Source organism: Acidovorax sp. 69, from assembly GCF_002797445.1.
Lineage (GTDB): Bacteria > Pseudomonadota > Gammaproteobacteria > Burkholderiales > Burkholderiaceae_C > Acidovorax.
In genome coordinates, this window is sequence record NZ_PGEP01000001.1 from 4298884 (window position 1) to 4313467 (window position 14584).

General features: G+C 63.6%; 15 protein-coding genes. 6 read left to right on the forward strand and 9 right to left on the reverse strand.

The window, feature by feature from the left end; genetic code table 11:
* Positions 1–12: 12 nt before the first annotated feature.
* The 3 genes from CLU85_RS19720 to CLU85_RS19730 all read right to left on the reverse strand — a co-directional run bounded on the left by CLU85_RS19720 (position 13) and on the right by CLU85_RS19730 (position 3041).
* Positions 13–912, reverse strand: coding sequence for an amino acid ABC transporter substrate-binding protein (locus tag CLU85_RS19720; RefSeq protein ID WP_100411758.1), 900 nt, complete (start codon positions 910–912; stop codon positions 13–15).
* A gap of 119 nt (positions 913–1031) precedes the next feature.
* A complete protein-coding gene (locus tag CLU85_RS19725; RefSeq protein ID WP_100411759.1) occupies positions 1032–1928 on the reverse strand; it encodes an amino acid ABC transporter substrate-binding protein in 897 nt (298 codons plus the stop codon).
* 180 nt (positions 1929–2108) lie between these two features.
* Entirely contained in the window at positions 2109–3041 is a 933-nt protein-coding gene (locus CLU85_RS19730) for a LysR family transcriptional regulator (RefSeq protein WP_100411760.1), read from the reverse strand.
* A gap of 347 nt (positions 3042–3388) precedes the next feature.
* Between CLU85_RS19730 and CLU85_RS19735 the strand changes: the two genes are divergently transcribed.
* From CLU85_RS19735 to CLU85_RS19745, 3 genes are read left to right on the forward strand one after another with little or no spacing between them, the layout of a single operon-like run.
* Positions 3389–3934 (forward strand): TRAP transporter small permease, encoded by a 546-nt coding sequence (locus CLU85_RS19735; RefSeq protein ID WP_100411761.1) that lies wholly within the window; start codon positions 3389–3391, stop codon positions 3932–3934.
* On the forward strand, positions 3931–5229 hold the full coding sequence (locus CLU85_RS19740) for a TRAP transporter large permease (protein ID WP_100411762.1): 1299 nt from the start codon (positions 3931–3933) through the stop codon (positions 5227–5229). Before CLU85_RS19735 ends, CLU85_RS19740 begins: the two co-directional genes overlap by 4 nt.
* Positions 5230–5261: 32 nt before the next feature.
* On the forward strand, positions 5262–6296 hold the full coding sequence (locus tag CLU85_RS19745) for a DctP family TRAP transporter solute-binding subunit (RefSeq protein WP_100411763.1): 1035 nt from the start codon (positions 5262–5264) through the stop codon (positions 6294–6296).
* Positions 6297–6484: 188 nt separating this feature from the next.
* Here the strand turns inward: CLU85_RS19745 and CLU85_RS19750 are convergent, their stop codons facing one another.
* The 3 genes from CLU85_RS19750 to CLU85_RS19760 all read right to left on the reverse strand — a co-directional run bounded on the left by CLU85_RS19750 (position 6485) and on the right by CLU85_RS19760 (position 9694).
* A complete protein-coding gene (locus CLU85_RS19750; RefSeq protein ID WP_100411764.1) occupies positions 6485–6814 on the reverse strand; it encodes a nucleotide pyrophosphohydrolase in 330 nt (109 codons plus the stop codon).
* Between the two features lie 72 nt (positions 6815–6886).
* Positions 6887–7819: a 2-hydroxyacid dehydrogenase gene (locus tag CLU85_RS19755; RefSeq protein ID WP_100411765.1), complete on the reverse strand. Its 933-nt coding sequence runs from the start codon at positions 7817–7819 to the stop codon at positions 6887–6889.
* Between the two features lie 42 nt (positions 7820–7861).
* The gene (locus CLU85_RS19760) at positions 7862–9694 is read right to left on the reverse strand and encodes an ABC transporter ATP-binding protein/permease (RefSeq protein ID WP_100411766.1); all 1833 of its coding nucleotides are present in this window, start codon (positions 9692–9694) and stop codon (positions 7862–7864) included.
* A gap of 132 nt (positions 9695–9826) precedes the next feature.
* On the opposite strand from CLU85_RS19760, the gene CLU85_RS19765 reads away from it, so the two are divergent.
* Positions 9827–10249 carry an acyl-CoA thioesterase gene (locus tag CLU85_RS19765; protein WP_100412660.1) on the forward strand — a complete coding sequence of 141 codons (423 nt, stop codon included), beginning with the start codon at positions 9827–9829 and terminating at the stop codon, positions 10247–10249.
* Positions 10250–10303: 54 nt separating this feature from the next.
* On the opposite strand, the gene CLU85_RS19770 is transcribed toward CLU85_RS19765, so the two are convergent.
* From CLU85_RS19770 to CLU85_RS19780, 3 genes are all read right to left on the reverse strand, one after another.
* Positions 10304–10858, reverse strand: a complete 555-nt coding sequence (locus CLU85_RS19770; RefSeq protein WP_100411767.1) for a polymer-forming cytoskeletal protein — start codon at positions 10856–10858, stop codon at positions 10304–10306.
* A gap of 177 nt (positions 10859–11035) precedes the next feature.
* Positions 11036–11521, reverse strand: a complete 486-nt coding sequence (locus CLU85_RS19775) for a thioesterase family protein (protein WP_100411768.1) — start codon at positions 11519–11521, stop codon at positions 11036–11038.
* Positions 11522–11628: 107 nt separating this feature from the next.
* Positions 11629–12426 (reverse strand): crotonase/enoyl-CoA hydratase family protein, encoded by a 798-nt coding sequence (locus tag CLU85_RS19780; RefSeq protein WP_100411769.1) that lies wholly within the window; start codon positions 12424–12426, stop codon positions 11629–11631.
* Positions 12427–12618: 192 nt separating this feature from the next.
* Here CLU85_RS19780 and CLU85_RS19785 point away from each other — a divergent pair, with 192 nt between their 5' ends.
* Entirely contained in the window at positions 12619–13494 is an 876-nt protein-coding gene (locus tag CLU85_RS19785) for a branched-chain amino acid ABC transporter permease (protein WP_100411770.1), read from the forward strand.
* Positions 13495–13498: 4 nt separating this feature from the next.
* Positions 13499–14575, forward strand: a complete 1077-nt coding sequence (locus tag CLU85_RS19790; protein WP_100411771.1) for a branched-chain amino acid ABC transporter permease — start codon at positions 13499–13501, stop codon at positions 14573–14575.
* The last annotated feature ends 9 nt before the right edge of the window (positions 14576–14584 follow it).

Sequence of the window (14584 nt, forward strand, 5' to 3'; positions counted from 1 at the left end):
GCGTTCAGAAGATCACTTCTTTGCGTAGTCTTCCATGGGCTTGTCGTTCGGAGTTGCCCAAGCCGCCTTGGTGGCATCCGACATCGGCAGGCCAATCTTGGTGTTGGTAGGTGGCACAGGTTGCATGAACCACTTGTCGTACAGCTTGGCCAACGAGCCATCAGCGATCTGGCGCTTGATGGAATCGTCTACCGCCTTCTTGAAGGCCGTGTCATCCTTGCGCAGCATGCAAGCAATGGGTTCCACCGACAGAACTTCGCCCACGACCTTGTAGTCGGCGGGGTTCTTGGACTTGGAGATGTTGGCCGCCAGGATGGAGCCGTCCATCACAAACGCGTCCGCACGGCCCGTTTCCAGCATCAGGAAGCTGTCTGCGTGGTCCTTGCCGAAGACTTCCTTGAAGTCGATGCCACCGGCGCGCTCATGTTTGCGCAGCGTTTGCACCGAGGTGGTGCCTGTGGTGGTAGCCACGGTCTTGCCATTCAGATCCTTGATGGACGTGATGCCAGAGCTGGCCTTGACGGCAGTGCGCACTTCTTCCACGTAGGTGGTCACGGCAAAAGCCACGTCCTTTTGGCGGGTGGCATTGTTCGTGGTGGAGCCACACTCCAGGTCCACGGTGCCATTGGTCACCAGGGGAATACGGTTTTGCGAGGTCACGGGCTGGTACTTGATCTCCAGCTTGGCCAGGCCCAGTTGCTTCTGGATGTCGTGCAGGACGACTTCACCCATCTCGGTGTGGAAGCCCACAAACTTGCCGTTGCCCAGGGTGTAGGAAAGACCCGAAGACTCGCGCACACCCAGCGTCACGCTGCCCGATGCCTTGATCTTGGCCAATGTGTCTGTGGCCTGAGCGAAAGCGCTACCAGCAGCCAGTGCGGTCACGGCAACCGCGAGCAAATGTTTCTTCATAGGGATCTCCTTGTGTTGAAAACAGAAAAAAGGGGGGATTCTAGAGACTGGCAGCCGTCGGCAATGCCGACAGGCCCGGTTCTCTAAAAAAGGGGGGGGCAGGCAACCGAGGATAGTGGTCAGAACGGGACCTGGTCTGTAGGGTATTTCCAGAAGTCGCGCAACAGATAACTGACCGGAAGATTCAGCACCGTGTTGTTGGGCGGGATCGGCTTTGAAAACCACTTCTCGTAGATCGGGTAAATGTCTCGGCTGGTGATGAGCCGGCGCATCTCTTCATCCACCAGCTTCTTGAAATCAGGGTCGTTCTTGGACAACATGATGGCAAGGGGTTCGGTGGTCATGAACCGTCCCACCACCTTGAGCGCCTTGGGATCGGGCCGACCGGCAGCCAGCCCGTACAGCAGCACATCGTCCATCACGAAGGCGTCGGCTTCGCCTTTTTCGACCATTTCCACTGCTTTGGCATGGTCGAGCGCCTCGACGATGGTGATGCCCATCAGGCGCTCGCGATTGGCCTGGTCGGCCGCTTTCAGCGGCGTTGTACCTTTGGTAGAAACCAGCTTCTTGCCGTTGAGGTCTTCCACGCGGTCGATAGGGCTGGCGGCCTTCACCAGCAGGCGCGCGCCGGTGATGAAGTGAGGGATGGTGAACGCCACTTTCTGGCGCCGCTCGGCATTGTTGGTGGTAGATCCACACTCCATGTCAGCCTTGCCCTGCTCGATCACGGCAATGCGATTGGCAGGTGTTACCGGCACCAACTCAACCTCCATGTCTTTCTTGCCCGTCTTCTTGCGCACCAGCTCTGCCATGCGCAGGCAGAGGTCCATGGCGTAGCCAACAGGTTTGCCCGACTGGCTGTCAATGTAGGAGAAAGGTACTGACGACTCTCGGTATGCGATGACCAGTTTGCCACCTGCGCCCACACGCTCCAGCACACCCGCTTGCACCGACGCGCCCGCAGCACAGCACAGGGCGGCGAAGCCCCAGGCAAATCCCCAATGCTGAACTTTCATGCGGAGCCTTACTGAGTGAATGGACCGGAATTGCAATCTTCGTGCCACCGTTGAACCTGTTCAGGCACACGCTGCTGTCTCCCGATCCGGCGATGGCGCAGACTGTACGTGTCGTTACCGTGAAATTCCAATGCCGTTTGCGGGCACAACTATGCAAACTGTTTATGTCCGTATTTACCCTTAGCATGACGCCGCTTGGGCTTGCAGGTAGGTCCACAGCGCCTGCGCTGTTCCCTTGGGCGCATCTTTGCCGTTCGGCTTCTCGCGGTACGCACGCACATCCATGGTCATCTGCAGCCCCTCCGCCTCGGAGGGCGCGGCGCTGACCAGACGGCGTGCCCGCAGCTCTTTCTTCACGGCGCTGTGCGGCAAAAAGGCCACGCCATGGCCTTCGAGCGCCATCGCCTTGAGGCCTTCGGCCATGTCGGTCTCGTACACACGCTCCAGGTGGATCGGGGTGTCCGACTGCTTGAGGATCAGTTCCGTCACCCGCCCAAGGTACGCGCCCGGTGCATAACCCAGATAAGGCAATGGCTGCCCCGCACGCCCTGGCAGCCGGTACACCGGCTGGCCATCTGTGTCCGCCTTGCTGTAAGGCGACAGGATCTCCTGCCCCAGGCTGACCATCTCATAGCGATCAGCATCCAGCTGAAAAGGTTGCGACGGATGGTGGTAGGCAATCAGCAGATCGCATCCTCCCTCCACCAGGCGCATCACGGCGTCGTGCACGTTCAGGGCGATGAGCCGACTCTTGAACGGGCCGAACTTGTCGTGCAGGCTCGACACCCAGGCGGGGAAAAACGTGAACGCCAGCGTGTGCGGCACCGCAAACTCGATCATGTCCTTGCTGGCGCTGGTGTGCGCGCGCAGCATGGCGCGGGTATTTTGCAGCGCCTGCAGCATCTCCAGGGCCTGGTCGTACAGCGTCTTGCCGGCGGGCGTGAGGCGCGTGGGGTAGGAGCTGCGGTCCACCAGATCGGTGCCTGCCCAGGCTTCCAGCGCCTGGATGCGCCGCGAAAAGGCGGGCTGGGTCACATGCCGCAGCTGGGCAGACCGGCTGAAGCTGCGCGTTTCCGCAAGACTGACAAAATCTTCAAGCCACTTGGTTTCCATCGACGCATTATCCGCTTGCGTTTGGTTGCGTTTCACGGCAGGGCTTTGCTGCAACGCAGCACCCTCGTATCACAGAAAGCCTGCGCAATGTCTTGCCATAGTGCCTGCAAGGCAGCCCATCAGCGCCGCCCGGTGCGCGCAACAAGCCGGGCAGGTGGTCGGTGCAACGGGAAGACCAGCGCGTAGAAACATGCATGCGCCCTGGCATCGATATGCACACGCATTACCAAAGCGATAATCGTGCACAGCGCCCACTACGCGCTGGCCTTCCACAGCCCCAGGTGCACAACGCCGCCGGGCAGCGAGATCTGCATTTGCCATGTTTGTTCTTCTGACCCCCCGCGTCCATGTCCACCTCCTTCCCCGAAGGGCGCCAACCTGCGCCCAAGACCGAAACCCCCACCGTTGACGAACCCCGATCACTGCGCCTCGAAGACTGGTTGATCGTTCTGACGATGGCGGCCCTCGCGCTCATCACGTTCGTGAACGTGCTCGTGCGGTACTTCACCGACGCATCCTTCGCCTGGACTGAGGAAATCTCCGTTTTCCTCATGATCGTTCTGGCCATGGTGGGCGGCTCGGCCGCCGTGGCCCGCCAACTGCATATCCGCATCGAGTTCTATGCCGATGGCGGCTCCGAGCGCAGGCGCCAGGCGCTGGCCCAGTTTGGCGCGCTCATGGTGGCCCTGCTTTTTGCATTGATCACGGTGCTCAGCGTGCGCGTTGTCTGGGATGACTACCGATTTGAAGAAACCTCCCCCGGCATCGGCGTGCCGCAGTGGTGGTATTCCGTCTGGCTGCCCATCCTGTGCGGGCTGACCACGGCCCGCGCGTTGCAGTTGCTCGCCCGGCTGCGGCGCGCGCCGGCCGCGCCCCAAGGGGCTCGCGCATGATCGCCACGCTGCTGTTCGTCGCCTTTCTTGGCATGATGTTCTTGGGCGTGCCGATTGGCGCCGCCCTGGGGCTGGCGGGCGCCACCGCCATTGCGCTGGCCAATGCCGATGCATCCTGGTTCGGGCTGCTGGCCGTGCCGCAAAACTTCTACGCGGGCCTGGGCAAGTACCCCCTGCTGGCCATTCCGATGTTCGTGCTGGTGGGGTCGATCTTCGACCGCTCTGGCGTCGCGCTGCGACTGGTGAACTTTGCCGTTTCCATCGTAGGGCGCGGGCCCGGCATGCTGCCGCTGGTAGCGATTGCCGTGGCCATGTTCCTGGGCGGCATCTCGGGCTCGGGCCCCGCTACCGCAGCGGCGGTGGGGGGCGTGATGATCGCGGCCATGGCGCGCGCTGGGTACCCTGCCGCCTACTCGGCGAGTGTGGTCGCGGGCGCAGCGGCCACCGACATCCTCATCCCGCCCTCGGTGGCCTTCATCGTGTATTCGGTGCTGGTGCCGGGCGCCTCGGTGCCTGCGTTGTTTGCCGCGGGCATGTTCCCCGGCATCCTGGCGGGCCTTGCGTTGATTGTGCCGGCCGTATGGCTGGCCCGCCGCCACAAGATGGGCGCCGCAGAGGCCGACATGCCCCGCCCCCCGTTCTGGCGCAGCCTGCGCGAGGCATCGTGGGGGCTGGCCGCGCCGGTGGTGATTCTGGGTGGCATGCGCGCCGGCTGGTTCACGCCCACTGAAGCGGCAGTGGTGGCTGTGTTCTACGGCCTGTTTGTGGGCATGTGCATCCACCGCACGATCCGTGTGCGCGACCTTTTCAGCATCCTGCGCGAGGCGGGCGAACTGTCAGCGGTGATCCTCGTGGTGGTGTCGCTGGCGGGCATCTTTGCGTTTTCGCTGTCCACCCTGGGGGTGATCGACCCCGTCACCCGCGCCATCGTGCAGTCGGGGCTGAGCGAGCAAGGTGTGCTCGGCGCACTGATTGTCATGCTGCTGATCGCAGGCATGTTCCTCGACGGCATCTCCATCTTCCTGATCTTTGTGCCCCTGCTCATGCCCATCATGCAGCACTACCAGTGGGACGTGGTGTGGTTCGGCGTGGTGCTCACCCTCACGGTGGCCATCGGCCAGTTCACCCCGCCCATGGCCGTGAACCTGATGGTGTCCAGCAAGATTGCCGGTGTGCGCATGGAGCAAACCACCCGCTGGGTCATCTGGCTGGTGCTCGCCATGACGCTGGCGATGCTGCTGGTCGTCGTGTTCCCGTCGATTGCGCTCTGGTTGCCACAGCAACTGGGCTACTGATTTTCCCCATCCATCCAACAAGGAGACAACCCATGAAACTGCGCACCTTCCTCACCTCTGCCGTGGCTGCCGCGGCCGCCCTGGCCTTCACCGCCCCCGCCGCCATCGCGCAGACCGCGTACAAGAGCGAGTACCGCATGTCGCTGGTGCTGGGCCCCGCGTTCCCTTGGGGCAAAGGCGGCGAGCTGTGGGCCAACAAGGTGCGCGAGCGCACCCAAGGCCGCATCAACATCAAGCTGTACCCCGGCGTCTCGCTGATCCAGGGCGACCAGACGCGCGAGTTCTCCGCGCTGCGCCAGGGCGTGATCGACATGGCCGTGGGCTCCACCATCAACTGGTCGCCCCAGGTCAAGCAGCTCAATATGTTCTCGCTGCCCTTCCTGTTTCCTGACTACGCAGCGGTGGACGCTGTGACGCAGGGTGACGTGGGCAAGCAGATCTTCGCCACGCTGGACAAGGCCGGTGTCATGCCCCTGGCCTGGGGTGAGAACGGCTACCGCGAAATCTCCAACTCCAAGCTGGCGATCAAGACCCCTGCAGACCTGAAGGGCCTGAAGATCCGCGTGGTGGGCTCGCCCCTGTTCCTGGACACCTTCACTGCCCTGGGCGCCAACCCCACGCAGATGAGCTGGGCCGATGCACAGCCCGCCTTTGCCAGCGGCGCCGTGGACGGCCAGGAGAACCCGCTGTCGATCTTCACCGCCGCCAAGCTGCACAGCGTGGCGCAAAAACACATCACGCTGTGGGGCTACGTGAACGACCCACTGGTCTTTGTGGTGAACAAGGACATCTGGAACAGCTGGACCCCGGCCGACCGCGAGATCGTCAAGCAAGCTGCCATCGACGCCGGAAAGGAAGAAATCGCCATCGCCCGCAAAGGCGTGATCGAGGCCGACAAGCCGCTGCTCAAGGACATCGGCGCGCTGGGTGTGACCGTGACCCAGCTCAGCCCCGCAGAGCGCGCTGCCTTTGTGAAGGCCACGCGCCCCGTGTACGACAAGTGGAAGGGCCAGATCGGCGCGGACCTGGTGACGTCGGCCGAGAAAGCGATTGCAGCGCGCAAGTAAGTCGAGTTCTGGGGCCACCGGGCGCGCCCAGTGCGCACCCGCCCCCCGCTCACTGCCCCGCCACGGCGGGGCTTTTTCATGGGCGCTGCGGAGTCACGCGCGCCGGGCCCACACCATGCTCACACCTCAATTGCCACAAAATAGATAGCAACAGAGGTATGCAACACCGGCGCAAGCAGTCGATTTCGCTAAGAACTCTCTGGAACGGGGTGCTTGACCGCGTTCTTGCGCAGCTTGTGCTCCACCGCCTCGGCCAGGTCCACGCCCGCATGGTCGGCCAGTTGCAGCAGGTACAGCAGCACATCGGCCACTTCGTCGGCAATGGGCTCCTTGAGCGCCGGGTTGTCGCGCACCGCCAGCGACTGCTCGGGCGTCATCCACTGGAAGATCTCGGCCAGCTCGGCCGCCTCCACCATCAGGGCCATGGACAGGTTCTTGGGGGTGTGGAACGGCTGCCACTGCCGCTCGGCCGCAAACGCGCGCAACCGGGCCTGCAGCCCATGCAAATCAACCGGCATTCATTGCTCCTGATTCAATAGCTGTCAGCGCTTATTCATATTGCGCTAGCAGCCAATACGGCACAAATTCATTCACACCGGCGTAACGGGCGCCTCGCCCGCCAAGTGGCGCCGGGCGTTTTCCATGAAACGGTCCACCGAGGCCTGCACCGCTTCGGGCGACCAGCCTGCTACATGGGGCGTCAGCACCACGTTGTCCAGGTCCAGCAGCGCGGCCGGGGGGGCGGGCTCGCTCTCATACACATCCAGCCCCGCCGCCGCAAGGCGGCCTTCGCGCAGGGCGGCGGCCAGGGCTACCGTGTCGATCACGCTGCCGCGTGCGATGTTGACGACCACGCCGCGCGCACCCAGCGCGTTCAGCACCTCAGCGTTGACCAGATGTTTGGTGCCCGCACCACCGGGCGTGGCGACCACCAGAAAATCGGCCCATTCGGCCAGCGCCTTCACATCGCCAAAGTAACGGTAAGGCACATCGGTGCGTGCGCTGCGGTTGTGGTACCCCACCTCGATCTCGAAGCCCAGCGCGCGCTGCGCGATCTTCTTGCCGATGGTACCGAGGCCCATGATGCCCAGCCGCTTGTGCGACAGGTTGGGCGGCAGCGGCAGCGCAGTGCGCCAGATGCCCGCGCGTGTGGCCTTGTCCAGCGACACGATGCGGCGCTGCGCCGCGATCAGCAGGCCCCAGGTGTGGTCGGCCACACAGTCGTCGTTGGTGCCCGCGCCCGTGGCCACCACAATGCCGCGCGCCTTGGCGTGATCCACCGCCACGTTCTCGTAACCTGCGCCCAAGGCACAAATGAGCGTGAGCGCAGGCAATGCGTCGATCTGCACGGGGCTCAGGCCCACGGCACCGATAGTGAGCACCACCCGCACGCGCCTGCCGTGCTGCGAAATGGCCGCAGCGGCCTGGGACGCATCGGGGGCGTAGATCACCTCAAAGGTCTGGGCCATCTGGGCGATGTGCTCGTCAGACAGGAACATGAGGGCAAGCAGAACTGGCTTCATGGGTCAAATATCGCGAAAAATTGAGAGAAATGAGGGAGCGACTCAAACGGCCGCATCGCTTTGCTGGAGGGACCACATGCTCGCGTAGCGGCCTCCCAGCGCCAGCAGCTGGGCATGCGTGCCACGCTCGATGATGCGGCCGGCGTCCATGACCAGGATCTCGTGCGCCTCCACCACCGTAGACAGGCGGTGCGCAATCACCAGCGTGGTCTTGTTCTGCGCCACGCTCTGCAGCTCGGCCTGGATGGCGCGCTCGTTGGCAGAGTCCAGGGCCGATGTGGCTTCGTCAAAGATCAGGATCGGCGGGTTCTTGAGCAGGGTGCGCGCAATGGCCACGCGCTGCTTCTCGCCGCCAGACAGCTTGAGCCCACGCTCACCCACCATGGTGCCGTAACCCTTGGGCGCGCTGGCAATGAAGTCGTGGATGCGCGCGGCGTTCGCGGAGGCTTCGATCTCCTCTTGCGTGGCGCCGGGGCGGCCATAGGCAATGTTGTAAGCCACGGTGTCGTTGAAGAGCACCGTGTCCTGCGGCACGATGCCGATGGCCTGGCGCACGCTGGCCTGGGTCACGGCGCGGATCTCCTGTCCCGCAATCGTGATGCGGCCCTGCTGGATGTCGTAGAAGCGGAACAGCAGGCGCGCCAACGTGCTCTTTCCCGACCCTGAAGGCCCCACCACCGCCACCGTCTTGCCCGCCGGGATCTCGAAGCTGATGCCCCGCAAGATGGTGCGCCCGCCATTGGGATCGTAGGCGAATACCACGTCTTCAAACCGCACGGTGGGCTGGTCCAGCCCCGCCAGCGGCTGGGCGCCGGGCGCGTCGGCCACTTCACGCTCTTTGTCCATCAGCGTGAACATCTTGTCCAGGTCGGTCAGGCTTTGTTTGATCTCGCGGTAGATCACGCCCAGAAAATTGAGCGGGATGTACAGCTGAATCATGAACGCGTTGACCATGACCAGATCACCCAGCGTCATGCGGCCATCGACCACGCCCTGCGTGGCGCGCCACAGCATAGCCACCAGCCCGGCGGCGATGATGAGTTGCTGGCCGGTATTGAGCAGGGACAGCGTGGTCTGGCTCTTGAGCCGTGCACGGCGCAGGCGCTCCAGGCTTTCGTCGTAGCGGCGGGCCTCGAAGCCTTCGTTGTTGAAATATTTGACGGTTTCGTAGTTGAGCAGCGAATCCACGGCCTTGGAGTGCGCCGCCGAATCGAATTCATTGGCCTCGCGGCGAAACTGCGTGCGCCACTCGGTCACCAGCACCGTGAAGGTGATGTACAGCGCCAGCGCCGCCAGCGTGATCCACGCAAACCAGGCATCGAACTTGACGGCCAGAATGGAAAGCACCAACACCACCTCGACCAGGGTGGCGACCACGTTGAACAACGTGAACGAGATCAGCGACTCGATGCCACGCACACCGCGCTCAATGTCGCGGGTCATGCCGCCGGTCTGCCGCTCCAGGTGAAACCGCAGGCTCAGGGCATGCAGGTGCTCAAACGTCTGCAGCGCAATCGAACGTGCAGCACCCTGCGTGGCCTTGGCAAACACCAGCTCGCGCAGCTCGGTAAACAGCGACGTGGACAGCCGCAGCCCACCATAGGCCACCAGCAGCCCCACCGGCACCACCAGCAGCGCGGCGGGGTCGCCCGGCTTGAAGCTCATCGCATCGACCAGCGTCTTGAGCAGGATGGGTACGCCCACATTCGCGAACTTGGCGCCCACCATGAAAACGATGGCGGCTATCACCCGCCACTTGTATTGCCACAGGTAGGGCACCAGCCGGTGCAGGGTGGCCCAGTCGGACTGGGCGGGCGCGGCACCGGTGGCAGAGGCACTGGCGGCATTAGGGGCGGTTTCGCCGTGGTGGCGCATGGGGGACAATTCCGGTTGTTGTTTTTCTTTACCGACCCGGCTGATGCCAAAGTGGTTTTGCGGGGCGCACGCCGCTTGCGAAAACCACTGGTTTCCCCAGCGATTGGCTCAGCCCCAACCGAGATTGTGCCCATGTCTGCCGTTTTCAGCCCGCCACCTGCCGCATTACCCACCGACAAGGAGCTGGTGCTCAAGGTCATCCCCATGCCCGCCGATACCAACGGCAATGGCGACATCTTTGGCGGCTGGGTGATGGCGCAGGTGGACCTGGCGGGTTCCGTGCTGCCCGCGCGCTACATCCAGGGGCGCATGGCCACGGTAGCGGTCAATGAATTCATCTTCAAGCAGCCCGTGCGCGTGGGCGACATCCTGTCGTTCTTCGCATCCATCACGCGGGTGGGCAACACCTCGGTCACCGTGCAGGTGGAGGTGTATGCCGAACGCTTTACCGACCAGGGCCGTTATGTGAAGGTCACCGAGGCGCGGCTGACCTACGTGGCCATTGACGACCAGGGCCGACCGCGCGCGGTGCCTAAACACACCGCGCCGGATTGAGGCCCCAAAGCTCCAAAAGCCCCGAGAACCCCCAAAGGCACGCGGCCTCTGCGATCAGGCGGCCAGCACCGCCGGTTCGGCGCGCAAGGGCGCTGCCGCGCGCTGCAGCTGGCTGGACGACGACGCCGTGAAACCCGCCTCGATCTCGCCCGCCAGCTGGCCACCCTCTTCCACCACCAGTTTGCCGTAGCGGATCTTGCCGTTGACCTTGCCTGTGCTGTAGATCACCAGCTTCTGGCGCACCGTCAGCGTGCCGTTGAACTCGCCGTGGATCTCTGCAATGTCGATCTCCGCCGAGCCTTTGAACGCACCGTTTTCTGATATCTGGATCACGCGCGAGTCCATCGTAGCCTCCACGGTGCCTTCGACCACCAGGGTGTCGCAATCGGTGATCTCTACGCCCTTGAGCTTGATGTTGGGGCCCACGGTGAGCTTGCTGCCGGTGGAGTCGCCCGCCACCGACTTGGGCGCGGCGGGCGCAGCCACCGGTTGCGCGGACACGGAACCATGGGCCGCCGAGCCACCCAGAACCGATGACGATGTGGTGCTCTGGCGGGGTTGGAACGGTTCGGGTTCACGCTTGCCAAAAAAGGGGTTTTGCACGGCCATCAGATCTCCTTGAAAAGAGAGTCATCGTAGGTTTCGTGTCATGTGAAAGATGCCCTGGTTACGCAAGAACGGTAACCAAACGGTTCGCTCGTAGCATGCGCTTGCAAGGCTTGCAGCGACACACATTCGCGGGCAGGGCGGGATCACCCGCTGGCGCGGCCCCGCCATGCGGTCTTGCTAAGAAACAATGTACGCCGCAGCCCCTGCCGACATGATCTGCCCATCCGGCCCCAGAAACTCCATGCGAGTGGTTGCCACGCGCGAGCCCAGGCGCAGCACCTGGGCGCGCAACTCGAAGTGGCTGCCAATGCCCGGGCGCAGGTAGTCAATGCGCAGGTCGATGGTGCCCAGCTTGGCAAAGCGGTGCAGCCGCTGCTCGGGGGCCTCGTCCAGGTGCTTGGCGCCAATCGCGGCCATGACTGCCAGCCCACCCATGGCATCGAGCCCCGCGCTGATCACGCCGCCATGGATGCGGTTGTAGGCGTAGTGGCCCACCAGGTCCGGTTTCATGTCGATGCGGCCCACCACACCATCGGGCGCCAGCGATGTGATCTTCAGGCCCAGCACCTGGTTGAACACAATTTTTTCTTCAAAGATGGACTTGAGGCCTGCAATGAATTCGGGTTCAAAAGCCTGCAAGGGCGGCGTGACGGATTTGCTCATGGTGTTCCTGGGCGGCCCAGCGAGGGGGCAGCATGCCCGCACGGCCGATGACTCCTGTTTTTGTAGCTGCCAGCGCTTGAAGGACAAGCGCTCCAAGCCATTTTGACTTAAAACTGGCCGTGGCGCCCCTGGCCGTTGCTGAAACGAGTGGCCCCACGCAAGGCATCGGCCAGGCATTCCCGGCCACCGCTCCACTCCTGCAACAGGGCCTGCGGCAACGGCAGGCCCTCGCTGGCAAGGGCACTGGCGCGGTCTGCACGCAGCGTGGCCTGCGGAAACGCCGCCAGCTCGCGCGCCAGCGCCAGAGCCACATCCCGCGCCTGCCCCGGCGGCACCACCCGGTTACACAGCCCCATGCGCAGGGCCTCGGCCGCCTCGACCTTGCGTCCCGTAAGAATCAGGTCCAGCGCGTGCGACAGGCCAATGAGGCGCGGCAGGCGCACGGTGCCGCCATCGATCAGCGGCACACCAAAGCGGCGGCAGAACACGCCCATATAGGCATCTTCCTCCATCACGCGCAGGTCACACCACAGCGCCAGCTCCATCCCGCCCGCCACCGCCGCGCCACTGATGGCCGCAATCACGGGCTTGGACAGGTGCAAGCGGCTGGGCCCCATGGGGCCGAGCGGCAGGGGCGCATCGGACGTGAAGTCGAGCGACGCGGCCAGCGCCTCGGGCGATACGCCCTGCGCCTGCAGCCGCGCGCCCGACTGCAGATCCCAGCCGGCGCAGAAATGGCCGCCTGCGCCATGGAACACCGCCACATCGGCCGCATCGTCATGCTCGAACGCCACAAAGGCCGCGTGCAGCGCCTGCGCGGTGGCGGCGTCCACGGCGTTGCGCACATCGGGGCGGTGCAATATCACCAGCGTGACACGGTCGTGCGTGTGTACCTCTACCGACATGGACTCTCCCTGCGCCAGAAACAGCGCTTATCGGACGCAACCCTTATTGCGCCCTGCCCCGCACTGCGTCAATATGCGCAGCGTCCCCACGCCACCCCATCAGGGTTAGCCCCGAGTGCGGGACGGGCCAGGCACAGGCACCATTATTTATGCAAAGCAATCGCTTTGTAAAAATATTCTGGGAGATCCCGTGTGCAATTCGTGCAACTGTTGATCAGTGGTATCTCCCTGGGATGCATCTACGGGCTGATCGCGCTGGGCTTTGTACTCATCTACAAGGCCACAGAAACCGTGAGCTTCGCGCAGGGTGAGCTGATGATGCTGGGCGCGTTCTGCGGCCTGGCGCTTATGACGGTGCTGGGTTTTCCGTTCTGGGTCGCCGTGATCGCCAGCATCGCCGCCATGGGGCTCTTTGGCACCGTGCTGGAACGCGCCGTGATCCGCCCCATCCTCGGGCAGCCTGCGTTCTCCATCGTCATGCTCACCATTGGCATCGGCTATGTGCTGCGCGGGCTGGTCACGATGATCCCCAACATCGGCACCGAAACGCACACCCTGCCTGTGCCCTACAAAGACCTGTCGTTCCGGCTGGGCACGCTGGTGCTCAACGCCGAGCAGCTCGTGGTGATTGGCGCCACCGCCGCGTTGTGTGCGCTGTTGTTCGCCATGTTCCGCTACAGCAAGCTGGGCATCGCCATGCAGGCGTCATCGCAAAACCAGCTGGCGGCCTACTACATGGGCATCCCTGTGCAGCGGCTCAACGGCCTGGCCTGGGGCCTCGCGGCGGCCGTGGCCGCCGTGGCGGGGCTGCTGCTGGCGCCCATCACCTTTGTGCACGCCAACATGGGGCTCATCGGTCTCAAGGCCTTCCCGGCCGCCGTGGTGGGCGGCTTTGGCAGCCTGCCAGGGGCCATCGTGGGGGGGCTGGTCATCGGCATTGTGGAATCGCTCTCGGGGTTTTATCTGCCCGACGGTTTCAAGGACACCGCTGCCTACATCGTGGTGCTCGTCATGTTGATGGTCAAACCCAACGGTCTGTTCGGCGAAAAGCTGCGCAAGAAAGTCTGAGCCCATGCGCTTTCTGTTCAAGACCTCCTACGAACAAGACCTTCGCCTCGCCAAACATGGCGGGCATGTGTTCTGGTACAGCCTGCTGTGCCTGGCGCTGGTGGCCGCGCCCTGGGTGGCGCCTGAATACTGGCTCGCGCAACTGACCTTCGTGCTGATCTACGCCATCGTGGGGCTGGGTCTGATGCTGCTGGCGGGCTTCACGGGGCAGTTTTCACTGGGGCACGCGGCCTTTCTGGGCGTGGGCGCCTACACGCAGGCCGTGCTCACAGGCATGGGCTGGCCGTTTGCGCTGTCCCTTGCCTGCGCGGCGGGCCTATCGGCCGCCGTGGGCGTGGTGGTGGGCCTGCCCGCGCTGCGCGTCAAGGGCATCTACCTGGGCATGGCGACGCTTTCGTTCGGTTTCATTGTGGAGGAAGTGTTTGCGCGCTGGGAGTCGGTGACCGGCGGCAACTCGGGCAAACACCTGGTGCCGCCGCAGATCTTCGGCTACTCGTTTGAGTCCACCGAGTCGTTCTATTTTCTGTGTCTGGTGATAGCCGTGGTCAGCACACTGGGCATTTTGAACCTGCTGCGCTCGCCCACGGGCCGGGCGTTTGTCGCCATCCGCGATTCAGAAATTTCAGCGCAGAGCATGGGCATTCATCTGGCGCGCTACAAGACACTGTCGTTCTCGCTGTCGGCCGCACTGGCGGGCGTGGGTGGCGCGCTTTATGCCCACAAGCTGCAGTTCATCTCGCCCGACCAGTTCAACATCCTTCAGTCCATTGACCTGCTGCTGATGATCGTGATCGGCGGACTGGGCTCGGTGCATGGGGCGTTCCTGGGCGCCATCTTCCTTATCTCCATGCCGCAACTCATATCGCTGGGCAAAGACTGGCTGCCCGCCGCCATCGGCCAGGCGCCGGGGCTGCAGGCGGTGGTGTACGGTGCCGTGCTGATTCTCTTCGTGCTGTTCGAGCCCATGGGGCTGTACGGCCGATGGCTCAAGGTGCGCACCTGGCTGCAGATGTTTCCGTTCTACCGCAAGGGCCTGTTCAAGCGGCAGAAGTCTTTCCAGAAGTCCGACAGGCTGAAATGAGCGCGATGC